The following is a 22,880-nucleotide window of genomic DNA, read 5'->3' on the forward strand; positions in this document are numbered from 1 at the left end:
TTTCCAATTACCAGTAGAAAACGTACTGATACCAATACAATTCTGCTCCTTATTTATCAATGGTATAAAATGGATAGGGGTCATTTAGAGCAGTAAAGCCAACTGACTTGCAAAGCATCATTGACCCTGAATTATTTGTAAAGCAGTCCCAAAGAGGAGTTAAGGACAAATTAAAACACCGTTTGATGAAATTTACTACTGCGATTTTAGCAAGTCCTGTATTTCTATAAGCTGGCAATGTGAGCACGTCAATTTCCACCCGGCTATCCGCCTCTGAGGCTGAATAACATATAGAGGCCGGGTTTCCTTCATAAAGAACGACCACCGCATTTGAGCCTTTGATAAAACTTAAAGAATCTCTCCAGAATCGTGTGACAACTCCAAACTCATTATCAATTTTTGAAATATTGCCTGGTTCTGCTGTGCTTATGGATATTTTTGTTTGAAGCTCAGAATCAATGCGATGTGTGTCAAAAGAACTTTCTGAGTCAATAATAAAACGCTGTCTGTAAGAGCGTTTCATTTCATGTTGAGGCAGGGTAAGAAATTGGGGCAGGTAAGTAGCATACAGGCGAATTTTATTGGGTTTAAAGTTGGCGCTTGTTAATAAATAGTGTTCAAGTTGTTTCTCGAAGGACTCTACAGATTGCCCGAAAATCTGTGCGAATCCAAAAGCATGTTCCACATACGCCTGGGAAGGGGATTGCGGGTTATCAGCGTATACTACCCCATCTTGTTTATCTAGCAGAACACCTGCGATAAGAGGGAAGAAAGATTCGCTGGTCAAATACATGTTATAAATGGGACTGTATTGATCTTTTTCTACTTTAATCATTATATGGTTAACCCACCATTGACAGGGAGTATTACACCATTTAAGAAATCATTTGTTATTACAGAGGCTACCGCCTGTGCTACTTCCTGTGCCTGACCCAGACGTCTCAGCGGAGTATTGCTCTGGATATGCCCGATTATGGATTCGCTCAAAGCCATGCGGGTCGAATCAGTGCCTATGAACCCCGGAGCAATCGCATTACAACGAATCCCTAATCTGCCCAGCTCTTTTGACCAGGTGACGGTCAAGGCATTGACGCCTGCTTTAGCAGCTGAGTAGGCAGTTTGCCCTTCGTTACCGCAGGCGCTAATTGAACTGATGTTGACTATTACCCCTTTAATTCGCCGCTTTACCATCTGCTCTAAAACCGCTGAGGTCATGATGAATACAGAGTCCAGATTTGCCCTGAGGGTTCTTTGAAATTGACCATAATCATGCATCATTTTAGATGGGTTCATGATATTGATCATAGGTTCACTATAGATTAAGCCAGCGTTATTTACCAAAACATCAATCCGGCCATAAGAGTCTATAATGCTCTGAATGACAGGCTTGACCTCTTCCGGATGAGTCACATCAAGAACGTATGTCTTGATTGTATCAGGCAGATCGGCCAGAGCTTCAGCATCAATATCAGCCACCACAACTGTGGCTCCCTGCTCTTGCAAAAAAGTAGCAATCGCCAGGCCTAAACCTTTCGCCCCACCTGTAACAAGAATGACAGCGCCATTAAGCTCCAAGTTGAACTCCCTTGTCAGTCAGTACATCAATGATATTCTTGACAGAAGTCATTTTGACAATATCGGGAAGTTCCAGTTCAAGATTAAACTCTCTTTCAAGAGACACTATCAGATCCATTTGCTTAAGTGAGTCCCAGCTACCCAAATTCTCTTTAGTCAGCTCAACAACGATTTGATCATTCCGTAATCCGAATACATTAGCCAACACTGAAACCAAACGGTTATTCATTAGTCAAACTCCAAAATAAGTTGCATAATCACTTGAAGAATAACGGAGTTCTTCTCCTGATCGCGCCAGGTGTACGCTGGATGCTTTTGTATTTTTAGTGATTAAAGCGCCAGCGCCAATGATATTATACTCACCCACAATAACTTCGTTAACAATTGTGCTGTTGACTCCAAGAAAGGTATTGCGCTCTATTTTAGCTTTACCCGATATAACCGCTCCAGACGCAATCCAGCAATGTTCTGAAACAGTCGAATGATGCGCCACAGTGACATTCGCACCGATGAAGTTGTTATTCCCTATACAGACATAGGGCTCGACTACAGCACAGGGAAGAATGATACAGCCCTCACCTATCGGAAGCTGAGTATAGACTCTGGCATCCGGATGAATGTAGGTTTCAATCTGATATCCCATTTCTTTAAGGCGGTTGTACATCGATTCACGGCTGCGATTAATATCGTTATATCCCATTGCCATGATCACAGCACAATTTTCCGGTTCAAATTCATTGTTAATACGATTCAGTGCAATCGAATTGAGCCCAGAGATACCGCCTTGATCAAGGTATTCTTCGTCAACTGTTAAGCCCATAACCTGATACCTGTCATCACTGGACAGATAGCCATAGATGATACTAGCGGTTATCGCATTACCAGCAAGGATTACATTTTTCATAATTCATTATCCAGGACCGCCAATCCAAAGCCAGTTTTCCCATAGTCATTTCCATTGTAAAGCATGTAGAGTTTTCCTTTATATTCAAATATATAAGGATAACAAATCATTTCACTATCCCAGCCTTCAGAAGAAACATCAATTCCTGACAGGGCGTCATTTCTATCCCATTTTAAACCGTCTTTCGACCAGGCGAAACCTATTCGATAGGTTGAAATATCTTTTGTAGCACGATGGGCAAACCACATAAAATAGGTTTCATTTTTGAAATAGACACTGGGTCGGCCAAAAGCATATTCATATTCATCAGCAAAAGGGAGACAGAGGCCGGGATCACTGACCCAATCAATACCATTGACAGATTGCGCGTGGTGAATGCCGTAATGATGATGCCATCCATGCTCTCTTTTTTCCCACTTAACGCCGGAGTTGTACCATGTATGCCAGATGGAGTCTTTAATATGGAATGCAGTCGCAGCCGCAAAGAGGGGATTATTTTTGTCTCTACCCAGAACAGGACCAGGAAATTCTTTCTTTAAACTAAGTTCTGTCGGGTCTAGTATTGCCCGGCCCGTATCACAAAGCCATAATTTCTCCGGAAGATTTTGCCACCCGACATAATAGAGATAATATTGATTATCATGTTTAATAAGACAAACGCTAATCACTCCATCACAATCAAAATATCCGGGCTCTCCAGGCGCCAGGGCTATTTTAGGCTCACCCAACAGCAATAATTGGTCATCTGAGATCATCCCATAGGATAAAAATATGTGTGAACGCTGTGATGCGTCTCTGCATGTAAAAGCGACAATAAAGAGTTCATCCTTAAAGTGGATTATGCAGGGGTGTGAGCCGTGTGTAAAACCAGTAATATCGGGTTTAAAAACCAGGCCCTTCTTTTCCCATTTAAATGGTTTCTCGTTGTTTAAGTGCTCTTTAAATACATCCTCTAAACGCATTTGATTCCCAGACCTCGATAATAAATTACATTACTTACTAAGCAAACGTTCCAGATATTCAACCCGACTAATACCTTGTTTTTCTGCTTCTGCATAAATCTTGTTTTTTAAAGAAGGATTAATCCCTTCCATTGTTCCATAATAGCGTGAGCGAATACTCCCGCCTCGTTTTCCAACATGCGGAACATCTATATTTATGTTTGGGAGTTCATTGGATACAGTAAAATCAATAACATAAAAGCAATGACTTAATTCCCAGGATAATTGGACATCGCGTGCAGTATGAGGCAAAAGATGTAGAGGGGCTTCATAATCATAAAGTGGATTATTGTTAATAAGCATTTTGCCCAGTTCAGTTTGTTTAAACCATGGAGCAATTCCCTCATCACTAATTACCACCCGACCTCCTGGCTTTACTACTCTATCCATTTCAGAGATCCCTTTCTGAATATCTGGAAATAAGTTTAATCCGCCAAAATGATAGGCCGCATCGAATACATTATTATCAAAGGGCAGTTGTGTAGCATCACTTGCAGAGAAATAAAGTTTGATATCCGTATCAGTTGTAAGTGATCTGTATCGTTCTACACCAGCCAATAACATATTTTTTGAAATATCCTGGGCATAAATTATTCCAGATCCCTCAAGACTTTCAACCAGGAAGGGTAAATCATTCCCGGCACCAGCACCTGTAATCAGAATGGTGTCGCCTTTCCTGAGCTTCAGTCTGGATATTAAATTTTTTCTCAGGTTGGATTCATTCTCGCTAAAAGTTTCAAAAACCCAGCGCAATGCATTGTCGTGGATGACGGCGGCATCTTCCTGTGAGTAGTCTGTAGAATTTTCATCTTCGCATGCAAAAACTGGTACCTTTGTGCCAGGCGCATACAAGAATATATGCCCGTTTGGGCAGTGTAATCCTGATTCATGATCTAATAAAGGAACATAATTACAACTACTTTCAGGGCAACAATAATGTGTGTTTGTTTGCATTTATCAACCTTTTTGGCAAATTACCCAAAACACTTTCTCCGAAATTCCATAATAGTCATTGTCAGCAGACCCAAATGAAAAATTATGAAATAAAGGGGAAAAGTACTGTTCAATTTCTGATTTTGAAGCAAAAGCATGCAGTCTGTAACCAACGCGATTATTGTATGGGTCATTCATAATCATAAAAGAACCATCAGACAGTTTTTCAGCCTGGTTAAAGATATAAGATGATTGATTCGCAACTGATGCGATGAGAAAGCCATTTTTTCCAAGTACTCTGTAATACTCGTTGAGGTTATCAAAGAGCGTTTGGCCGTCATCGCAATAGTAGCAACAGTGGCATGCCAAAATATAATCAAATGTTTCATCTTCAAAAGGTATGCTTCCATTTCTTCCCACACGCAAATCAGGTGCATAACCAGATTTTAATAAGGTTTGGCGTGTCTGATTGACAATTCCTGCTGTAATTTCAATACCGCTCACTTCTAGTCCCAAATCGCAAAGGAAAGCAGTATTTCGACCATCTCCGAATCCAATATCTAAAATTTTATCGCCGGGAACAGGTCTTTTAAAATTTTTATTTGGGTAGTTTGCAAGAAATGTCCTGACTACAAACTCAGTGGGATAAACCTTAGAACTAATCCGCTCTGCATAATGACGTTCGTATCTTGTATCCATAGTTTCAATCTGACTTTCCATATATATTCCTAATAATCACATAAGGACGTTGCTTTGTTTCAGAAAATATTTTTGCTAAATAAATACCAATTATGCCTATAAACGATATGATAAGGCCACCTAACAGCCAGATTGAAACCATAATCGACGTCCAGCCATCCAGTGCTACTGACATTAAGAAGCGATTTATAATCAGAGTCGATGCGTAAACAACAGAACTTAAGAAGACAATAAAGCCAAAAATGCTAATCAGATATAGTGGAGCTGCACTGAACGAAGTAACGGCGTTAACAGAGTGACTTAGTTTTTTTAGCAGCCCGTATGTCGAACTGTTTTTAGAGTGCTTGTCTACTGTTTGGGAGCACTGGTTAAAGCCTGTAATTACCCATAAGCAGGATATAACCGACTCCAGTTCCTTATGACTTAACAGCGCATTGACATATCTTCTGGTCATTAATCTTGCAGTAGTAATATTTCGGGGGTGATCAATGTGTATTAGCCAATTGAGAATCCTGTAATATAACGCCCCGCTCCAGCGCTCAAACCAGCCGCCTTTTCTTTTTCTTTGCACACCATAGATAACATCGGCCTTATCCGTATTCATTTGCTCTGAAAAAGATATCAGCCACTCAGGCTCCTCTTCCAAATCACTGTCTATAAGAAAAACCAGCTCTCCCGTAGAATGCTCAAGCCCGGCCCGTATCGCCTTATGGTGGCCAAAGTTACGTGAAAGATCTATCACTACTATATGCTTATCGGTTTGGGTGAGTTGTACGGCAAGTTCCAGGCTATTATCTGGCGAACCATCATTCACAAAAATGATTTCATAATCATCGCCTGCTAACTGTCGGGCGCTATCAGTTGCTCGCTGATAAAATTCATTAATATAATTTTCTGACTTGTATAGAGTCGCAACAATTGAAAGTTTCATGATTTTACATATTTCATATAGTTAGCGGAGCTTTTGCCGCAGTTAAACAGCAAGTCAAGTATACTGACATTGTGGGTAAACTCACCCCAAAGCTGGGGGTATTGGGTATATCCAGCATAATCAAACCAGGTCAATCTGATATTCTGCTCAGCGAAGACGTTCTCGTCGATATAATCTTTTGCAGCGGGCCCCGAGATGTACTCTGTGCCTTTGGCTTGCTGGCAAAGGTTAACCAGGCGTTCAGTCTTGCCTTCAGTCAGGCTGTAATCCCATGAATTGCTGATAATGGTTTTAATCTCTAAATAATGACAGACGGCCTGGATAAAAGAGCGATTTAATTCGGAAATATGAGTGAATTTATTAGTATATAAAGGCGCAAGCCAGGTGGATATTTCATTAAAACACTGAGCGCGGCGATAATTCTGATTGATTGCTTTCCAATGATCCATCATCCATTCTGTACCATCAATCTCTGTGTCTCGAATGGATTGATGATATTTGCCTTTTACTTTTACAGGAACAGTTAACCACTGAACTCCCTGAGGTGTTTTAATTTGGTTGCGATTGCGCCAATCACGACGTGTATATTGCATATCATCGAAAATTATTAGCTCATCTACAGCGGCAATCATGTCGAAATAGCCTTTCCATGGGATGTAATTCGACTGGAGGATAGCAATTCTTTTTACCAAGTCTCAGCTTCCTTTATGAAGATGATTTAATAGCGCGGATAATATCACTTTCTATATGCATAGTGAATAAGTCCGGGACGGCCAGGAGTTTATTAAAGCTCATCCCGAGTGGCATAAATTAATCAGTGAACAGTGCTTTTTCAAAATAGTTTTTTAATTGCTCAAGAATACACTGTATTTCAGTGAAGGATAAATTAAACCATAAAGGTAGACGAACCAGACGCTCGCTTTCTTTACTGGTGAAACGGTCTTGTCCTGAAAACCTGCCGAATTGAATGCCGGCAGGGCTGGAATGCAAGGGGATGTAGTGGAAAGTAGTCTGGACTCCTCGGCCTCTCATCCATTCAATAAACGCTGTTCGCTCAGTGACTGTTGGTAACTTGAGATAATACATATGTGCATTATGCTGGCATTTTTCAGGAATAAAGGGGCGGGAAATAAATTCGTTCAACTCATATGCTGCCAACGCGTCATGATAAATATTCCAGATACCTAGCCTTTGCTCATTGATAGCCTTGGCTTCCAGCAGTTGCGAATACAGGTAGGCGGCCTGAAGTTCACCTGGCAAAAAACTTGAACCCAGGTCACGCCAGGTATATTTATCCACCTGACCTTTTAAAAATTGGGCACGATTGGTTCCTTTCTGGCGGATTACTTCCGCCCTTTCAATAAAGCGTTCATCATTGATGAGCAAAGCTCCGCCTTCACCCCCTGAGGTATAGTTTTTGGTTTCATGAAAGCTGTAGCAGCCGAAATGCCCAATAGTGCCCAGGGGACGTCCTTCATAGAAAGCCATCACTGCCTGCGCGGCATCCTCCACAACATAGAGCTGATATTTTTCTGCAAGTGCCATAATCGCATTCATTTCACAGGCCACCCCTGCATAATGAACGGGAACGATGGCTTTGGTTTTATCTGTAATCGCGGCTTCTATTTTTGTTTCGTCAATATTCATAGTATCAGGGCGAATATCAACAAAAACGATGGTCGCCCCTCTCAAGACGAAGGCATTGGCAGTGCTTACAAATGTATAGCTGGGCATAATCACTTCATCGCCCGGCTGAATATCAAGGAGTATTGCTGCCATTTCAAGCGCTGCGGTGCAGGAGGGGGTTAATAAGGTTTTTTTACAATGGAATTGTTGTTCAAACCACTGCTGACATAACTGCGTGTAATGTCCATCGCCACAAAGTTTGGTACTCCGCATGGCTGCCAAAACATGCTGGTCTTCGGAAGTGGTGTAGGGCGGTTTATTAAATAGAATCATGTCGTTCGCCTTTATATTGTGTTTAGCTCAAGGCTGTCTGCGCTTTTTTGTTCTTCATAGAGCAATGACTGCAAATAGGCGCCATAACTGTTTTTACTCATGCTATGAACAAGTGCAGAGAGTTCTTCGGTGCTTAACCAGCCATTATGGTAGGCAATTTCTTCCAGGCATGCGATTTTAAGCCCCTGTCGATTTTCAATTGCCTGCACGAACGTCCCTGCTTCGAGAAGACTTTCATGTGTACCGGCATCAAGCCAGGCAAAGCCGCGGCCTAATAGTTCGACATGCAGGTCATTGCGATCAAGATAGACTTGATTGACCTGAGTAATCTCTAGCTCACCTCGTTTAGAGGGTTTCATGTGTTTGGCAATGTTGACTACGTCATTGTCATAAAAATAAAGCCCGGTTACTGCATAATTGGATTTGGGGTTTATCGGTTTTTCTTCAATAGAAAGCGCGCGCAGGTGCTCGTCAAATTCAATTACACCAAAACGATGAGGATCTTTGACACGGTAAGCAAAAATGGTTGCACCTGTTCCACGCGACAATGCCTCTTGTAGCTTGGGAGTCAGACCCTGGCCATAGTAAATGTTATCTCCAAGAATTAAACAGACTTTTTCCTTGCCGATGAACTCTTCGCCGATGATAAAAGCCTGTGCCAGCCCCTCAGGTTTTGGCTGGACCATGTAGGTTAGTTTAATCCCAAACTGCTCGCCATTACCCAGCAAATATTTAAAAGAAGCCTGTTCCTCAGGGGTGGTGATGATCAGAATGTCGCGAATACCTGCCAGCATCAGAACCGATAAGGGATAGTAAATCATCGGCTTATCGTAAATAGGAAGTAATTGCTTTGAAACGCCTTTGGTGATGGGATGGAGCCTGGTGCCAGCCCCACCTGAAAGAATGATGCCTTTTGTATTGGTGGGCTGGGGTTTGAAGATAAACGGGTTCACTTGACGGCTCATACTAATGCATCCCCATGTTCACGATGATTGAATACCTGTTGTTTTGATAAAAGCTTAGTGCTCCAGGAGCGGTTTTCAACATACCATTGAATGGTCTTGCGAAGTCCCGTCTCAAAGTTTTCCTGCGGAGTCCAGCCTAGTTCTTTTTGCATTTTACTCGCATCAATAGCATAACGTTGATCATGTCCCGGTCTATCTGTCACATAGGTAATGAGATCGGAATAATTATTGATTCCTTTGGGCTTAACTGGCGCAATTTCTTCAAGTTGTGAACAAAGAGCTAACACCACCTCAATATTTCTTTTTTCATTATGCCCGCCTATGTTATAGGTCTCTCCGGCTCTGCCCGCCGTAAGAACGCGATAGAGTGCGCGCACATGATCATCAACATAAAGCCAGTCGCGGACCTGCTTGCCATCTCCATAAATTGGCAGAGGCTTACCAGCCAGGGCGTTTGAAATCATCAAGGGAATCAGTTTTTCAGGAAATTGAAAGGGTCCGTAATTATTAGAGCAATTACTGATTAGTACGGGCAAACCATAGGTGCGATGCCAAGCGCGAACCAGATGATCGGAGCTTGCTTTACTGGCAGAATAAGGTGAATTGGGCGCATAACTGGTGGTTTCTGTGAAAAGCTCGTCATTATGCTCAAGCTCCCCATATACTTCGTCTGTTGAAACATGATGAAAACGAAAGCTTTTTTGCCGGGATACGGGTAATTGCTGCCAATACTCAAGCGCTGACTGAAGTAAATTAAAAGTACCTACAATATTGGTATAAATAAAGCTGGCAGGGCCTTCAATTGAGCGATCCACATGCGTTTCGGCGGCCAGGTGCATAACGGCATCGGGACGATGGATTTTAAAAAGCTCTCTTATTTTTTGCGCGGAACAAATATCGACCTGCTCGAAGAGATAATTGGGACTTTCGCTGATGGTACTGAGAGATTCGAGATTTCCTGCATAAGTCAGGCAGTCGACATTAATCACCTGATGATCGGTATGGGTTATCAAATGGCGAACCAGGGCTGAGCCAATAAATCCTGCACCTCCAGTTACGAGAATTTTCATACTTAATCCTGTTAAATCGAAAAATTCGGGGATTAACCCAACCGGGGTATTTTCCCTTCTTCTCAAGGAGAATACAACTCTTAACCCATAATTTCTGCCAGATTAAGGTCTGTATATATTTCATCTCATTTCCTTACAAATTGTGTCATTCCTGCTCAGGCAGGAATCCATCTCATCACCGGCACTTAGCCAAATCATGGATGGATTTCCGCCTGCGCGGAAATGACACAGCTGCCTAATTTTTATGAGGATGTCTCAGGCAATTGCCAACGAACCTAGAGGAGCTTACTTTTGAGCCGGTTTTCGCTTATTAGGCAAGCCAATAATCAGCTTGTTCAGATAATAGGTTAGAGGGACCATCGCTGCAATCACCAGCAAGGGGGCGAGCTGCTGAGAAATGTTAAAATGTTCAACTAAAGTTCCTAGCAGGGCCGCCGAGATCAGATATTGCAGAACGTAAATCAAAGGATAGGTAAATAAACCTTTCCAGTGCAACTCCGCTTTAAAAACAATTACCGTATTAAACCAGTAGGCCAGCAATACGCCTAAAAAATAGCCGATGAAATAAGCCCACTGATAGTCGATAAGATGATTCAGGCTAAGATATATGAGATAAGTAAAGCTGGTTGTAAGCCCGCCGCCCAGCCCGAAAAGCAGCCACCGTTTAATCATTATTCACTCTGAATTTGCAATGACGCAGGGAAGGTTAATATTTAAAATGATTTATCAAGTGTACCATAATGCGTCAGAAAATGGGGATTTATCCACAGTCAGCGCCCCATTCGCTTTGCCAGTCGTTTGCCAAAGCGGTTAGTTGGCAATTCAACCCAGCGATGCAGGAGCAACGCCAGTGAAATAGCGATAATTCCAGCGAGCAGAATGGCGAGTATGGCCGGAAATTTTTTTACATAAGTCAGCCAGTAAATCAACACATAACTAGGCAATAAATGAACCACATAAAGAGGATAGCTTATGTTGCCAAGCCAGATAAACAGGGGTGGGGCTGAAATCTGTTCTCTGAAGCGATACGCGACTGCGAAAATAATCAATGCCAGGCCATAATTAAAAGTGCCAGGATACCATTGTGACTGATAATCGCTTCGCGACCAAAGCAACATGAACAGCAGGAAAAAGGCGATGACTAGTGTCGTCATTTGCCGGGTCGACAGGAAATTGCGGCAATGCCAGTTAAAACAGGTACCAATTAGCATATACACAATGTAGACCGCCGAGTTTCCGCTGGCATGAGCTAATCCATACCAGGAAATGCTAAGCGTCCACTGATTAACCCGATTATCCATGCCTAACTGCGTTTCAGAAAGAATTAAGCCGATAAGGCCTGTGCAGACTACCAGAGCGATAAGGTCCATTTTTTTTCCCGAGGTCAGCAACCCGGAGAAAAGCGCGCAAAGAAGATAGAATTTAATTTCAATTTGTAATGTCCAGCTGATTGCATCGAGACTTGGAACCCAAAACAAATCCCGGGTAAGGCTGAGCTGGGCCAGAATATCAAATGTTCCTATCCATAGTTTTCCTCGGTGAAATAATAAAAGGGCTACTAATGCGAAAAAGAAAGCGGCCCAATAAGTGGGATAAATTCTAAAGAAACGCGTTATCAAAAACTGGGTCTTTGAATATTTGGCCAGTGAAAAGGGTATGACAAAACCGCTGATTAGAAAAAACAAAGAGACGCCAAAATGGCTGTACCTGAACCAGCCCGTATCATTGATAATAGACACCAGTTCTGGCGGGTAGGGTGCCGCTTCACAGACTCGAAGACCCAATAACTGGCAGACTGCCAGGTGATTTAACCAGAAATGACCCAGCAGATGCGCTCCTAAAAAAACGATGGCAGAGGCCAATCCTCTGAGAAGATGAGCAAACAGATAATGGTGTTCTGGTAAGGGATGCTGCGGTTTGTCAGTGCTGGAGGTCATATCTCAACCTGAAAACCAATGAAGATCGGCTTTAATATTGATTAATATGCCATTTTTAGGGATCTGTGGGGAGCTGTCAAGTGAGGGTAATGAGGTATTCCCATACTTTTCATTCAAATTATGCGCAAGTCGTGCCATTCCCGCGCAGGCGGGAATCTATTTCATCATAGGCACTGTGCCAAATCATCGATGGTTTTCCGCCTGCGCGGAAATGACAGAAATCGAAGCTGTCTTTCAGACTTGGCAGGCTTAACCAATTGCCTCGTTCAAAGAATCCCGTGTTTGCTCACCGTAAAGTATCTTAACCAGTTTGCCCTGAGGATTCAGAACGAAAGTGGCAGGCACCGCGCGAGGCTGCTCAAAATTCAATGAATGACCCGGATCAACTGCCAGGCAGGGGTAAGTGATTCCGTGTTGTTTAATCAGTCTCCGTTGCTCACGCAATGGCAGCTCATCATAATTGACGGCAAAAAGAGCTATTTTCTCTTTATTATTCTTATAAAAACTGTTGAGTTCATGGATCTCATTCAGACAGGGCTGGCACCAGCTTGCCCAGTAATTAATTAACACCCATTTGCCTCTCAGGCTGCTCAGATCAATTTGTTTGCCTTCCGTATCAGTGAGAACAGTCGCCTGAGCCAGGGAAAAAACAGAAGTGAATAGCAATGCTATAATCAATTTTGCAACAGTCACAATGTCCTCCTCGAGGTTGAAACAGCCGTTAGTTTATCATAGGCTGGCAAAAACAGAACAATGTTCAGGTATAATTAAACCTTCGGGGCAGTCACGCAGCAGGAGCTTCTTATGAGTCAACGTAAAGTGGCAAAGTTATTGACCGGTCATTTAGTTCGCGAAGGGGGCGGCGTCAAGCTTCAGCGTTATATTGGGATGGAACGCGATAATCCCTATGAGCCAATGCTCTTGTTCGATTTTTTTGATAGCGGCAATCCGCTGGATTACATCGCCGGATTTCCCTCCCATCCGCATCGTGGTTTTGAAACCATCACTTACCTGCTGGAGGGACAGATAGAACATCAGGACAACCATGGTCACAAAGGCGTGATTGGTCCTGGTGATGTGCAATGGATGACCGCAGGCCGAGGGATTATTCACTCAGAAATGCCTAAAGAGTCTTCACGACTGACAGGTCTACAACTATGGCTAAATTTACCTGCGGACAAAAAAATGATTCAGCCCGCTTATCAGGAGTTTACTGCAGAGCAATTAGCTTATGAAGCGTTACCAAATGGGGGTGAGCTTAAACTAATTGCCGGTGAACGAGAAGCTGCCTCATCTCCAGTGAAGGGTATCGCGACTGATCCCTTGTTTTTTGATATAAAATTACCCCCGGAAAGCGAGTTTCTGCAGAAGGTAGCGGAAAGCCATCAATGTTTAGTATTTGTCTTGAAAGGAGAGTTGCTTATTGATTCGCAGCGAATAGCCAGTAAAGAAATGGCAATCCTTTCTTCCGGGGATGAAGTACACTTGGAAACGAGCACAGAGGCCTGTCATTGCATTTTGATTGCAGCGCGCAAACTCAATGAACCCATCGCTCGTCTCGGGCCTTTTGTCATGAATACACAAGAGGAAATATTTCAGGCAGTTGAAGATTTCAGAAATAACCAGTTTTAATCAGTACTGTGGGGCCATAAATTAAAGGAGAAGGAAATGGCGAAGGTTTTAGTGTTGTATTATTCAAGTTATGGGCATGTGGAAACGATGGCCGAGGAGGTTAGTAAGGGAGCAAAGGAAGTAGACGGCGTTGAAGTTACCCTCAAACGGGTTCCCGAAACCATGCCGGAAGACATTGCCAAAAAAGCAGGCGTCAAACTTAATCAGGAGGCGCCGGTTGCCAGTCCGCAGGAACTTGCCAATTATGACGCCATTATCTTTGGTACGCCAACGCGTTTCGGCAATATGGCGGCCCAAATGCGTAATTTTCTTGATCAGACCGGCGGTCTGTGGGTAAACGGCGGTCTCGTCGGTAAAATCGCTTCCGTGTTTGTATCAACTGGAACTGGAGGCGGTAATGAATCCACTATCATTTCATTCTGGAATACCCTTATTCATCACGGAATGATTATCGTCGGAGTGCCTTATTCCGAAAAAGGTTTAACCGATCTTAGTGAAATGCGCGGCAGCTCCCCTTACGGCGCAGGAACTATTGCTGGTTCTGACGGAAAGCGAACGCCTTCAGAAATTGAGCGGCAGATTGCCCGTTTTCAGGGTAAGCATGTGGCTTCGATAGCCAAACGTTTGTGCGGTTAACTAAAGTTAAGACAAGGACCCGCTGACGACGGGTCCTTAATTATAAAGGATTAATTGTGAATAGACGAATCATTACTCTCTCTTTTACGTTCAGCCGGTTCCTCTTTTCCCCCTTTGTTTATACTGCGTCTTTTGCTCTTTTCTCTCTTTATTCCAAAAAACATAGCCGCTTTGCGTAGAATGCCTTTCTTCTCGTGGGGCAGAGAGTCTTCCGCGGCAAAATCATTCTCAGCTAATGGAGGCGGCTCTGGTTTTTGAGGAGGAAGCTGCATATCCCTGGCCTTTTTAAAATTATTAATGGCTTCATCAACAGAGATTCTGCTTTTGGGCTCGATAAGGGTCAGCGTTTTCAGGGTATTCACAATAAGCTCTTTTACCTCAGGCTTCACATCAAGGGCATAAAACATATGGCTATAATCATTGGCTCTTGCCACAGGCAACACTCTACCCGCTGCTGCTTCATTATATAAAAAAGCAGAGTTCCTCCAGACCAGGGCGACCAGGCGGCCAAGAGAGTAAAGATCGGCGCGATAATCGATTGCTTTATTTTGTACAGCTTCGGGGCTGACATACATTGGCGAGCCCACGTCGTCACGCAATTTTTCCTCAAATAATCTCGCTAAACCGAAATCGATGGTTTTAACATTGAGTTCGTCGTCGATAATCACATTTTCAGGCTTCAAATCACGGTGGATAATCTGAGGATTAAATACCTGCTCTTTCCAGGCTTCAAGGAGGTTAATACTGATAGTGAAGCGTTCATACATGCTCAGTGGTTTAACCGCTTTACTCCAGTCAGGGGCCCGATCATCATCGATAATATCGCCCAGACAGCGCCCCTCCATCAGACGCTCAACCATATAGGCCTGCCCGTCATACATTACAGGCTGCTTAGGATGGGTATGAGGTGTTTTACTTGCAATATCATATTCTCGTTTTAAGCCGGGATACCCCTCGTAATTTGATCTGGGGGTATAGGGATCGTGCGCAACTTGCTTGGCAAGGCGGCGTTCACCCTGTTTTTTTTCCTTGAAGCTTAAATCTGTATTGCTCTCAGTGAGGCGATAAGTGACTTTTACAGGAATTGCCAGACCAAAGGCGCCTTTACCCAGAGGTTTTTCGGCTAATACCCCATAACGATTATCCTCAAGCCGGTCCTGTTTGATATTGGCGGGTGTTTTTTTACTCTTAAAACGTATAATTTTCTCCCCCAGTACAACTTTTTCAATCTGGTCTTTATAATAGACATTGTCGTAATAGAGATTGCGAAGTCTGACATCATAGGATTTTGCGGCCCGCCATCCATAGCGCGGCATCCATCCTTCGGCATTACTGGTTTGTGCGAAAAGTGCAGCCAGGATCTTTCGTTCTTCTTCGCTGGGAGAAGAGGGGGTTTTGATGGTAATGGTCATCGAACATCCTTGTGTCTTTTTTATTTTCTGTACCGTTATTATAGCAGCATGCCTAAAAATAAGTCATAAAGATTCCTGATTGCCCCAATTGTTATTTGCTGTGCAGGTTAATTGCTGTATAATTTCCTTTTTGCTTGTCGCGTGTGCAGATTCTTTTCGGTGAGTGTTATGGCGATTACCCTGATTATATATGTCATCCTGATGTTGAGTACGGTCTGTGTGATCGCAATGTTCTATCAAATGAACCATCAACAAAAAACGCGCCTGGCGATTGGGGATTATCTAAAATTGGGCATCAGCGGAATTATTGCCTTTATTGCTGACACCCTGGGGGTTGGGAGTTTTGCCGTTAACGTCGCGCTGGCCAAGCTTCTTGGCACTTTTCCAGATGATGAATTGCCGGCGGTGAATAACGGCGCCCAGGTGATTCCGGGAACTATCGAGTCGCTTTTTTTCATGCAGCTGGTTGATGTTGATTTAACCACCATGCTGACGCTGGTAATTGGAACCTGTGTCGGTGGTTTGATTGGCGGGGCTATAGTGAGCAGGCTGAGCAAGCAGGCAATCCGTTTAACGATGATGTGTTGTTTTGCAGGAATTATTCTTCTGCTGCTGGCTCATCAATTCCGATTAATGCCGGTGGGCGGTGATGTGGTTGAACTGCAGGGAGCCAAACTGGTGATTGGTTTTCTGGCCATGGTCATCTGCGGTGCTCTGACCTCAGCAGGGATTGGGCTGTTTGTAATGATACAGGGTGTTCTGTTTCTGATGAATGTTTCACCGATTGTCGCTTTCCCAATCATGACCACCGCTGGAGCCATGCAACAGCCGCTCACCACCCTGGTCTTTTTACAACAGGATAAAATACCTCTAAAGAAAACGATGATCCTAAGCCTTTCTGGCTGTCTAGGTGTTTTAATTACCCTCCCCTTATTTGCACATTTGACCGTAACCTGGCTGCATACCCTGTTACTGCTAATCATTATTTACAATTTATACGCAATAAGCAGAACCTATCTTAAAGTCCGCCGTTCACCCCGTCTGACCAGTGGGTTTTCCGGGCTGGCTGTTAGTGATTAAGTTTTTTATACTCTTGGATCTCTGATTTTCACAAGGATGGTTTTATGAATTTAATCAAGAAGTTGCAAATAGTATTTTGCGGGATGCTGATCTCGGCGGCCTCGTATGGATTTAATCCTGAGTTTGACACGATGGTGATTTTTGGCGACAGTTTATCAGACAATGGTAATTTATATCGTTATTTTCTCCATTTTCTACCGGTTTCACCTCCCTATCACGAAGGGCATTTTTCCAACGGGCCTTTATGGGCTGAGTATGTTTACCAGAATTATTTTCCTGCTGATTATACCATCGGTTTTCAGAACTATGCGGTAGGGGGAGCTGGGGCGGTATTATCGTATAAAGAAAACCTGCCCTTCACACTAACGGTAGAGCTGGATGATTATTTTTACTGGAATACTTACGGGCACAAAGAAACCAGCCTGTATTCCATTTGGATTGGTGCAAATAATTATATCAATGGGCCTACCAATGTAGAGCCGCTTACTGACGGGGTTGTCGATGCGATAGGAAATGTGACTGAGCGCCTGATTGGCCGGGGCGGTAATAAATTTCTTATTATTAATTTACCGGATTTAGCCAAACTGCCGCAATCGAAAAAGATGAGTGATCCTTCTCTATTGACACGCCTGACCCTCGTGCATAATCAAAAGTTACAGCAGCGGGTTGAAGCATTGCGGAATCAGTATCCCGACGTCCTGTTTTTGTATTTTGATGCCTATACTTTTTTTAATGAATCAAGCGCTCACCCAGCGGATTATAATATAACGAACATTGAAGATCCCTGCTATATGGGCAGTTACAGTGGCTGGCTTACAGCACTTCTCCCTTCGCGGGCTGCCTTGCATGATTTTTTAAAACAGCAGAATCCCTCAATGAATGATACGCAATGGTCAATTATTGAATCCAACCCGGTACTGCATGAGGCTGCCGAAACAGCCTATGTGTATTCGCGATTGCCAGAGGCCGCCAAAGAAGAGCCGCTTTCCTGCGATAGTTATTTATTCTGGGATCACGTGCATCCCACCACTGTTGTGCACCGCTTGATTGCGGAGCAAGTTAGTAAACTGATTGAGGAAGCCGGTCTTAAGCCAGGCTGGCCAGAATCAATCTCTAAAAAGGTTAGTAATGGAAGAGATAAGCAAATCACAAAAAAAGCGTGATGCAGACGCTTTAAAGAAATTAGGGGTTAAATTGGTTGAGCTGCCCGCTGGTACTCTGGATCAGCTGCCCTTAACTGAAGTTTTGCGGCAGGCGATTGATGCCGCAAAAACGATTAAAAGCCATGGTGCAACCCGGCGTCAGGCGCAATTGATTGGAAAATTAATGCGAGGCGCTGATCATGAAGCCATTCTGGAGGCCTATGAATTATTGCAGGCTGAAAAAAGCGCGCAGACAGCCAGTTTCCATGAGGTGGAAGACTGGCGCGAGCGCTTGATGAGTGAAGGAAATGAGGCGCTTACTGAATTTATCAATGATTATCAGCCTCAGGATGTGCAGCAATTACGGCAATTAATCAAAAAAGCAATTGATGAGCGTAAGGCCAATCGATCCCTTGGGGCTTACAAAGCGCTTTTCCGCATGATCCGCGACGCGGTTGAAGAGACGTTGTTGCGTAAATAGAACCAAGCAACTAACCTGTCGTCTTTGCGAACGAAGTGAAGCAATCCAGATCGAAACTTGAACAAAGCAAGAACTGGATTGCTTCGCTAATGCTCGCAAAGACAGTTTTTTGTGCACCTATCTTCATTTGCGCAACAAAGCCGGTTGAAGTAAAGTAATTTTGGACAAACAATATTTGCTCGCCTAGAATACGGGCTAACTATTTATATTAAAGAGAAGGCATGAATTATTCCCTGTTTGTCAGTTGTGCCAAGGGATTGGAGTATTTGCTCGAGGCTGAGCTAAAAGTTTTGGGATTGCATATAACACGCGTAAGCCCGCAAGGCGTTTATGGCGAGGCTGGACTACAGGTTATTTACCAGATTTGCATCTGGTCGCGTCTGGCCAATCGGGTTCAATTGGTATTGTTCAGCGGCCAGGCTCATAATGAGCAAAGCCTGTATCAGCTTTGTAATCAGTTTCCCTGGCAAACGGTATTCAAAGCCGATAAGACACTGGCGATTGAGTTTCATGGCTCTTCAAGTCATATTCGTAATTCGATGTATGGTGCCCAGGTAGTTAAGGATGGCATCGTCGATCACTTCAGGAAACTGCATGGGCAGAGGCCATCGATTGATCGCGAAAAACCGCAGATAAGATTGCATGCGCACTTAAAACTGGATACGGTGACCGTAAGTCTGGATTTGACCGGTTATAGCCTGCATCAGCGAGGCTATCGCCAGCAGGCAGGTGATGCGCCCCTGAAAGAAACCCTGGCCGTTGCCATGCTCCTTCGAGCCAAATGGCCGGAACTGGCGGAAAAGGGCTATAGTTTCCAGGATCCTTTCTGTGGTTCGGGCACGCTGGTAATTGAGGCGGCGATGATGGCTGCCAATATTGCCCCGGGGTTATTGCGAAATGATCAATCAGTCATTCATTGGGTTCAGCACCATGAGTCGCTCTGGGAGAAATTGCGAACCCTGGCACTGCAACAGGTCAGACCGTCGCATTGCCGGATTAAAGGCAGTGATAGTAATGGCAAACTGATTCGAATGGCACAAGCCAATGCAGAAAAGGCCGGTGTGGCTCGCCTGGTGGAATTTGAGCAGCAAGCCCTGCAAGATGCACGTCCGGTGGCACCAAAAGGTTTGCTGCTGTGTAATCCGCCCTATGGTGAGAGGATGGGAGAGACTACCCAACTGATTCCCCTGTATCAGCAGCTGGGAGCGACCTGTCATAAATACTTTCAAGGCTGGGAGGCCGCTTTTCTAACTACCAATCCTTTGCTGGCCAAGGCGGTAGGCCTTCGCTCCAGTAAACAATATACTCTGTTCAATGGTCCGCTGGAATGCAAACTCTACTGCCTGACCATTAGTGCCTGCAATCAGTTAAAGAATAATGATAGAGAGTCGCTGTCTTCCGGGGCACAAATGCTGGCAAACCGCCTGCAAAAGAATGCGCAGCATTTACAGAAATGGGCGAAGAAAAACAATATCAGCTGCTATCGGGTTTATGATGCCGATTTACCAGAATATGCCTATGCAATTGATGTATATAAAGATTACGCAGTACTCCAGGAATATGCTGCTCCCGCATCAATCGCTGCTCATAAAGCAGAAAAGCGAAGCCTGGAGGTTATGCAGGTTGTACCCATAGCTTTGAATATTGATCCGGATAAGCTGGTTGTTAAAACGAGAAAGCCGCAAAAAGGAAGCGATCAGTACCAGAAGGTGAAGCAAACCCAGCATACGATGATTGTCGAAGAAGGTCGGGCTAAACTTAAAGTAAATTTATATGATTATCTGGATACCGGTTTGTTCCTTGATCATCGACCCTTGCGCCTGCGTTTTGCCGCACTGCCTTCAGGAACCCGTTTTTTAAATTGTTTCTGTTATACCGCCAGTGCCAGCGTTCATGCCGCTTTGGCAGGAGCCTTCACTACCAATGTCGATTTGTCGAACACTTACCTTAATTGGGCTGAAGAAAACTTTCGCTTAAATCACATTGACTTATCCCGCCATCAGTTTGTTCATTTTGATTGCCTGGAATGGTTGAAAATTGCCAAAGATAAATATGATGTGATTTTTCTCGATCCCCCCAGTTTTTCCAATTCCAAGCGGATGAAAACAACCCTGGATATACAAAGAGATCAGAGCGTTTTAGTGGAAGAAGCCATGCGTCTTTTAAATAGGCAAGGCGTGCTTTACTTCTCAACTAATCTGCGCCAGTTTAAACTGGCTCCAGAGATTAGCGAGCGCTATCTGGTGAAAGATATCAGTGCGGAAACCATTGATCTGGATTTCAAGCGTAACAAGCGGATTCATCAGTGCTTTATGATTAGTCATCGTAGTGAGTAAATCAAAACGCTCAGGGGCGGGCAAAAAATAGGCATAATTTGTAGATTTTGACTACACTATAGTTATTACCAAGCTGTTTGAGTAATGATAATGGCTGCAAATCCGAAGGACAGCCCGCCCTCTGCCGTTAAAGCTGCTTTTGAAGCAGCGAAAGTGACTGATGTTGTTGACGCGCTCAAGAGTCTTTGTAACCAGACCGAAGACTATTTACCTGTTGCGGGACCTCTGCCAAAAAACACTTATACCTATCAACTGGAGTTAATTACTCAGAAATTGCTGGCATTGGAAGGATTTTATGTAAAAAACAGCGATGGAGAGTTTCAGATCATTTTTGATGATGGAACGCAGCTTGAGCTGACTAAAATCCTGACGCATGCCAATTTTGAACATTTGGAATTCAAGCCGCCTGATTTTAAACAATATGAAGAATATATTTATAATCATTCGCAATATAAGCCGGATATTGAGGGTGTTTTTCCAAGTGAAGAACTGTTTCGAGCCAATGATAAAACCGGCGCCGTTCGCGAATTGAATTATGCCGAGATGCTGGCGCTTAATCTGTATACCTCTCAGGATTATTATAAAAATATCAATGCACTGACCCGCGGCACCTATGACTTTGAAGACAGACCTGAATGGATACGAGATGTTATCCTGCATTCGGTAATGAGCGCCAGCGGCCTCACCAAAGCGCAGGACGTTACTATTCCCGGAACCTTTCGTTATGAGAGTGTGTATAGCGAGGATGCACTGAAACAGCGCATTGAACTAGCCGAGACAGGTGGAGTTAGTGTTGAGCGAAATTTTATTAGTTCAGCTGAAATACCTGCAGAACGATTCGTCGATAAAATTGCAATTACCTATACTGACGTCAAGGGAAAATGTATAGCTCCTTTATCTGCGTATCCAAATGAGCGTGAATTTCTTATTCCTCCAACCCAAATGCAGTGGAAAGGTTATACACAAGAAGGGGATACGCATTATTTCCATGCCAGCCCTGTTGTTGATTTGCAGAAGGTCCATGAAGAAGCTTTGGAGATGACTTCACCTGAGATGCAAGCCACATATCAGCTGATGTTCCTGAATAACCATGTGCAAATGATGCAAAAGCAATTTGAAACCTTTGATGCTGATGTGCAGGAAGCTTTTGCCCCCAGGCTTGCTGAACTGCAAAATTACATTAATGAGAACGGACTTGCATTACAAGAGGGTTCTATTACCAGCGAGGAGATATCCGACTCACTGGATGGATTATGGGATCAGCTCAGTAATTTGAGTGAAGAAGCGCAGGTCTTGCAGAATAAAGAATTAATAGTTCAGGAGAATGTTGCCGAAACTGGCTATAGTTCTGGCCACTACAAGTTAAGGTTATCGGAGATGAAAGGCGATCCGGAACCTGAACCTGAGCAGGATTATGGTTATAAATACTAGGGCGTGTTTTAGAAGTTAAAGTCAGGCAGTTTTTTGCTTATGAGGAATGGGATTTCTGGATCCCCCGCATGAAGCGGAGGACGCAGAGGGTCGGATGTTTAAATCTCCGGCGGATTTTTTATATCCTTTACAATGACCTCTTCTTCCTGAGTATGAACAGAGGTTGGGGGTACGACTGATGCCGGCTCTGCGACTACTACAGGTTCGGGGCCATGCAGTTCATCGCGCAATTTAGGCAGATAACCTGCCATAAAACAAAGTTCTGCTACCAGGAACAGAGGAGCCACCAGAGCCTGTTGTACATTGGTCATGAAAGCAGGTTTACTGCCTTCCATGAAATGACCGGCCAATTGCAGGATCCAGCCGATAACAAAGCAGAGTATAAAAATCCATAAATTAAGTCCATTAGGCCCGGGAGCACTTAAAACCGCGCTGATCCACAATAAAATCGCCAGTACAGGTAATAAAAGCAGGGTCAGTCGCCAGTTTAATCTGAAATAATAAATTAATAAGACAACAGTTAGAATTTCTGCCAGCGTGATATCAAATATTCCAGGGACAATCACATGAAAGTAGCCAAAAAAGATCATCAGGCTGAATATAATCAGCGGAACCCCCGCCAGATGCGTGTAAAGCGTGGTTTTTTCCTGATGGTATTGACGGTATAAATACGCCTGCTCGAGAAACGTTTTCATCCTGAAGTCCTTAGTGTTTTCTCCTAAACTTAGCATAATTTGAACAAAATCACCAATCAGG

At 43.7% G+C, this 22,880-nt stretch carries 24 protein-coding genes; 7 read left to right on the plus strand and 17 right to left on the minus strand.

Annotation, left to right across the window (positions count from 1 at the left end):
* Nucleotides 1-49: 49 nt before the first annotated feature.
* From B1207_RS04630 to B1207_RS04705, 15 genes are all read right to left on the minus strand, one after another.
* Nucleotides 50-835: a GNAT family N-acetyltransferase gene (locus B1207_RS04630; RefSeq protein ID WP_112218821.1), complete on the minus strand. Its 786-nt coding sequence runs from the start codon at nucleotides 833-835 to the stop codon at nucleotides 50-52.
* Complete coding sequence (locus B1207_RS04635; protein ID WP_172458125.1) at nucleotides 835-1,575, minus strand: SDR family NAD(P)-dependent oxidoreductase; 741 nt, start codon at nucleotides 1,573-1,575, stop codon at nucleotides 835-837. The genes B1207_RS04630 and B1207_RS04635 overlap by 1 nt, the downstream gene beginning before the upstream one ends.
* Nucleotides 1,565-1,804 (minus strand): acyl carrier protein, encoded by a 240-nt coding sequence (locus tag B1207_RS04640; RefSeq protein ID WP_112218823.1) that lies wholly within the window; start codon nucleotides 1,802-1,804, stop codon nucleotides 1,565-1,567. Before B1207_RS04640 ends, B1207_RS04635 begins: the two co-directional genes overlap by 11 nt.
* Nucleotides 1,805-1,807: 3 nt before the next feature.
* On the minus strand, nucleotides 1,808-2,479 hold the full coding sequence (locus tag B1207_RS04645) for an acetyltransferase (protein WP_112218824.1): 672 nt from the start codon (nucleotides 2,477-2,479) through the stop codon (nucleotides 1,808-1,810).
* Nucleotides 2,476-3,441: a hypothetical protein gene (locus B1207_RS04650; protein WP_112218825.1), complete on the minus strand. Its 966-nt coding sequence runs from the start codon at nucleotides 3,439-3,441 to the stop codon at nucleotides 2,476-2,478. The genes B1207_RS04645 and B1207_RS04650 overlap by 4 nt, the downstream gene beginning before the upstream one ends.
* A 30-nt stretch (nucleotides 3,442-3,471) precedes the next feature.
* Nucleotides 3,472-4,434 (minus strand): class I SAM-dependent methyltransferase, encoded by a 963-nt coding sequence (locus tag B1207_RS04655; RefSeq protein ID WP_112218826.1) that lies wholly within the window; start codon nucleotides 4,432-4,434, stop codon nucleotides 3,472-3,474.
* Between the two features lie 3 nt (nucleotides 4,435-4,437).
* On the minus strand, nucleotides 4,438-5,133 hold the full coding sequence (locus B1207_RS04660; protein ID WP_112218827.1) for a class I SAM-dependent methyltransferase: 696 nt from the start codon (nucleotides 5,131-5,133) through the stop codon (nucleotides 4,438-4,440).
* The gene (locus tag B1207_RS04665) at nucleotides 5,117-6,043 is read right to left on the minus strand and encodes a glycosyltransferase family 2 protein (RefSeq protein WP_112218828.1); all 927 of its coding nucleotides are present in this window, start codon (nucleotides 6,041-6,043) and stop codon (nucleotides 5,117-5,119) included. The genes B1207_RS04660 and B1207_RS04665 overlap by 17 nt, the downstream gene beginning before the upstream one ends.
* Entirely contained in the window at nucleotides 6,040-6,735 is a 696-nt protein-coding gene (locus B1207_RS04670) for a WbqC family protein (RefSeq protein ID WP_112218829.1), read from the minus strand. The genes B1207_RS04665 and B1207_RS04670 overlap by 4 nt, the downstream gene beginning before the upstream one ends.
* A 118-nt stretch (nucleotides 6,736-6,853) precedes the next feature.
* The gene (gene rffA, locus B1207_RS04675; protein WP_112218830.1) at nucleotides 6,854-8,002 is read right to left on the minus strand and encodes a dTDP-4-amino-4,6-dideoxygalactose transaminase; all 1,149 of its coding nucleotides are present in this window, start codon (nucleotides 8,000-8,002) and stop codon (nucleotides 6,854-6,856) included.
* Between the two features lie 11 nt (nucleotides 8,003-8,013).
* Nucleotides 8,014-8,967: a glucose-1-phosphate thymidylyltransferase RfbA gene (rfbA, locus tag B1207_RS04680; protein ID WP_112218831.1), complete on the minus strand. Its 954-nt coding sequence runs from the start codon at nucleotides 8,965-8,967 to the stop codon at nucleotides 8,014-8,016.
* Entirely contained in the window at nucleotides 8,964-10,037 is a 1,074-nt protein-coding gene (gene rfbB, locus B1207_RS04685; RefSeq protein WP_112218832.1) for a dTDP-glucose 4,6-dehydratase, read from the minus strand. The genes rfbA and rfbB overlap by 4 nt, the downstream gene beginning before the upstream one ends.
* A gap of 285 nt (nucleotides 10,038-10,322) precedes the next feature.
* Nucleotides 10,323-10,709 (minus strand): GtrA family protein, encoded by a 387-nt coding sequence (locus tag B1207_RS04690; RefSeq protein WP_216362455.1) that lies wholly within the window; start codon nucleotides 10,707-10,709, stop codon nucleotides 10,323-10,325.
* 98 nt (nucleotides 10,710-10,807) lie between these two features.
* The gene (locus B1207_RS04695; RefSeq protein ID WP_112218833.1) at nucleotides 10,808-11,974 is read right to left on the minus strand and encodes an acyltransferase family protein; all 1,167 of its coding nucleotides are present in this window, start codon (nucleotides 11,972-11,974) and stop codon (nucleotides 10,808-10,810) included.
* Nucleotides 11,975-12,223: 249 nt separating this feature from the next.
* Complete coding sequence (locus B1207_RS04705) at nucleotides 12,224-12,667, minus strand: TlpA disulfide reductase family protein (protein ID WP_233013825.1); 444 nt, start codon at nucleotides 12,665-12,667, stop codon at nucleotides 12,224-12,226.
* A 111-nt stretch (nucleotides 12,668-12,778) separates the two neighbouring features.
* Between B1207_RS04705 and B1207_RS04710 the strand changes: the two genes are divergently transcribed.
* Together B1207_RS04710 and wrbA are read left to right on the plus strand one after the other, a co-directional pair.
* A complete protein-coding gene (locus B1207_RS04710) occupies nucleotides 12,779-13,606 on the plus strand; it encodes a pirin family protein (RefSeq protein WP_112218835.1) in 828 nt (275 codons plus the stop codon).
* Between the two features lie 36 nt (nucleotides 13,607-13,642).
* Entirely contained in the window at nucleotides 13,643-14,242 is a 600-nt protein-coding gene (gene wrbA, locus B1207_RS04715) for an NAD(P)H:quinone oxidoreductase (protein ID WP_112218836.1), read from the plus strand.
* A 50-nt stretch (nucleotides 14,243-14,292) separates the two neighbouring features.
* Here wrbA and B1207_RS04720 read toward each other — a convergent pair whose 3' ends face one another.
* Entirely contained in the window at nucleotides 14,293-15,654 is a 1,362-nt protein-coding gene (locus B1207_RS04720; RefSeq protein WP_112218837.1) for a protein kinase domain-containing protein, read from the minus strand.
* Nucleotides 15,655-15,822: 168 nt separating this feature from the next.
* Between B1207_RS04720 and B1207_RS04725 the strand changes: the two genes are divergently transcribed.
* From B1207_RS04725 to B1207_RS04745, 5 genes are all read left to right on the plus strand, one after another.
* A complete protein-coding gene (locus B1207_RS04725) occupies nucleotides 15,823-16,734 on the plus strand; it encodes a TSUP family transporter (protein ID WP_112218838.1) in 912 nt (303 codons plus the stop codon).
* A gap of 44 nt (nucleotides 16,735-16,778) precedes the next feature.
* Nucleotides 16,779-17,897, plus strand: coding sequence for an SGNH/GDSL hydrolase family protein (locus B1207_RS04730; RefSeq protein WP_112218839.1), 1,119 nt, complete (start codon nucleotides 16,779-16,781; stop codon nucleotides 17,895-17,897).
* On the plus strand, nucleotides 17,863-18,357 hold the full coding sequence (gene yjgA, locus B1207_RS04735; RefSeq protein WP_112218840.1) for a ribosome biogenesis factor YjgA: 495 nt from the start codon (nucleotides 17,863-17,865) through the stop codon (nucleotides 18,355-18,357). Before B1207_RS04730 ends, yjgA begins: the two co-directional genes overlap by 35 nt.
* Nucleotides 18,358-18,578: 221 nt before the next feature.
* Nucleotides 18,579-20,693, plus strand: a complete 2,115-nt coding sequence (gene rlmKL, locus B1207_RS04740; RefSeq protein ID WP_112218841.1) for a bifunctional 23S rRNA (guanine(2069)-N(7))-methyltransferase RlmK/23S rRNA (guanine(2445)-N(2))-methyltransferase RlmL — start codon at nucleotides 18,579-18,581, stop codon at nucleotides 20,691-20,693.
* A gap of 90 nt (nucleotides 20,694-20,783) precedes the next feature.
* The gene (locus B1207_RS04745) at nucleotides 20,784-22,124 is read left to right on the plus strand and encodes a hypothetical protein (protein WP_146740018.1); all 1,341 of its coding nucleotides are present in this window, start codon (nucleotides 20,784-20,786) and stop codon (nucleotides 22,122-22,124) included.
* A 98-nt stretch (nucleotides 22,125-22,222) separates the two neighbouring features.
* Here B1207_RS04745 and B1207_RS04750 read toward each other — a convergent pair whose 3' ends face one another.
* Nucleotides 22,223-22,819, minus strand: coding sequence for a DUF962 domain-containing protein (locus tag B1207_RS04750; protein WP_112218843.1), 597 nt, complete (start codon nucleotides 22,817-22,819; stop codon nucleotides 22,223-22,225).
* Between the last annotated feature and the right edge of the window lie 61 nt (nucleotides 22,820-22,880).

The sequence above is a fragment of the Legionella quinlivanii genome, assembly GCF_003265995.1.
GTDB classification, from domain to species: domain Bacteria; phylum Pseudomonadota; class Gammaproteobacteria; order Legionellales; family Legionellaceae; genus Legionella_C; species Legionella_C quinlivanii_A.

Coding starts and splice junctions, on each gene's coding strand:
- B1207_RS04630 (WP_112218821.1), bottom strand. CDS start 835: ATGATTAAAGTAGAAAAAGATCAATACAGTCCCATTTATAACATGTAT.
- B1207_RS04640 (WP_112218823.1), bottom strand. CDS start 1,804: ATGAATAACCGTTTGGTTTCAGTGTTGGCTAATGTATTCGGATTACGG.
- B1207_RS04645 (WP_112218824.1), bottom strand. CDS start 2,479: ATGAAAAATGTAATCCTTGCTGGTAATGCGATAACCGCTAGTATCATC.
- B1207_RS04650 (WP_112218825.1), bottom strand. CDS start 3,441: ATGCGTTTAGAGGATGTATTTAAAGAGCACTTAAACAACGAGAAACCA.
- B1207_RS04655 (WP_112218826.1), bottom strand. CDS start 4,434: ATGCAAACAAACACACATTATTGTTGCCCTGAAAGTAGTTGTAATTAT.
- B1207_RS04660 (WP_112218827.1), bottom strand. CDS start 5,133: ATGGAAAGTCAGATTGAAACTATGGATACAAGATACGAACGTCATTAT.
- B1207_RS04665 (WP_112218828.1), bottom strand. CDS start 6,043: ATGAAACTTTCAATTGTTGCGACTCTATACAAGTCAGAAAATTATATT.
- rffA (WP_112218830.1), bottom strand. CDS start 8,002: ATGATTCTATTTAATAAACCGCCCTACACCACTTCCGAAGACCAGCAT.
- rfbA (WP_112218831.1), bottom strand. CDS start 8,967: ATGAGCCGTCAAGTGAACCCGTTTATCTTCAAACCCCAGCCCACCAAT.
- rfbB (WP_112218832.1), bottom strand. CDS start 10,037: ATGAAAATTCTCGTAACTGGAGGTGCAGGATTTATTGGCTCAGCCCTG.
- B1207_RS04690 (WP_216362455.1), bottom strand. CDS start 10,709: ATGATTAAACGGTGGCTGCTTTTCGGGCTGGGCGGCGGGCTTACAACC.
- B1207_RS04695 (WP_112218833.1), bottom strand. CDS start 11,974: ATGACCTCCAGCACTGACAAACCGCAGCATCCCTTACCAGAACACCAT.
- B1207_RS04710 (WP_112218835.1), top strand. CDS start 12,779: ATGAGTCAACGTAAAGTGGCAAAGTTATTGACCGGTCATTTAGTTCGC.
- wrbA (WP_112218836.1), top strand. CDS start 13,643: ATGGCGAAGGTTTTAGTGTTGTATTATTCAAGTTATGGGCATGTGGAA.
- B1207_RS04720 (WP_112218837.1), bottom strand. CDS start 15,654: ATGACCATTACCATCAAAACCCCCTCTTCTCCCAGCGAAGAAGAACGA.
- B1207_RS04725 (WP_112218838.1), top strand. CDS start 15,823: ATGGCGATTACCCTGATTATATATGTCATCCTGATGTTGAGTACGGTC.
- B1207_RS04730 (WP_112218839.1), top strand. CDS start 16,779: ATGAATTTAATCAAGAAGTTGCAAATAGTATTTTGCGGGATGCTGATC.
- yjgA (WP_112218840.1), top strand. CDS start 17,863: ATGGAAGAGATAAGCAAATCACAAAAAAAGCGTGATGCAGACGCTTTA.
- rlmKL (WP_112218841.1), top strand. CDS start 18,579: ATGAATTATTCCCTGTTTGTCAGTTGTGCCAAGGGATTGGAGTATTTG.
- B1207_RS04745 (WP_146740018.1), top strand. CDS start 20,784: ATGGCTGCAAATCCGAAGGACAGCCCGCCCTCTGCCGTTAAAGCTGCT.
- B1207_RS04750 (WP_112218843.1), bottom strand. CDS start 22,819: ATGAAAACGTTTCTCGAGCAGGCGTATTTATACCGTCAATACCATCAG.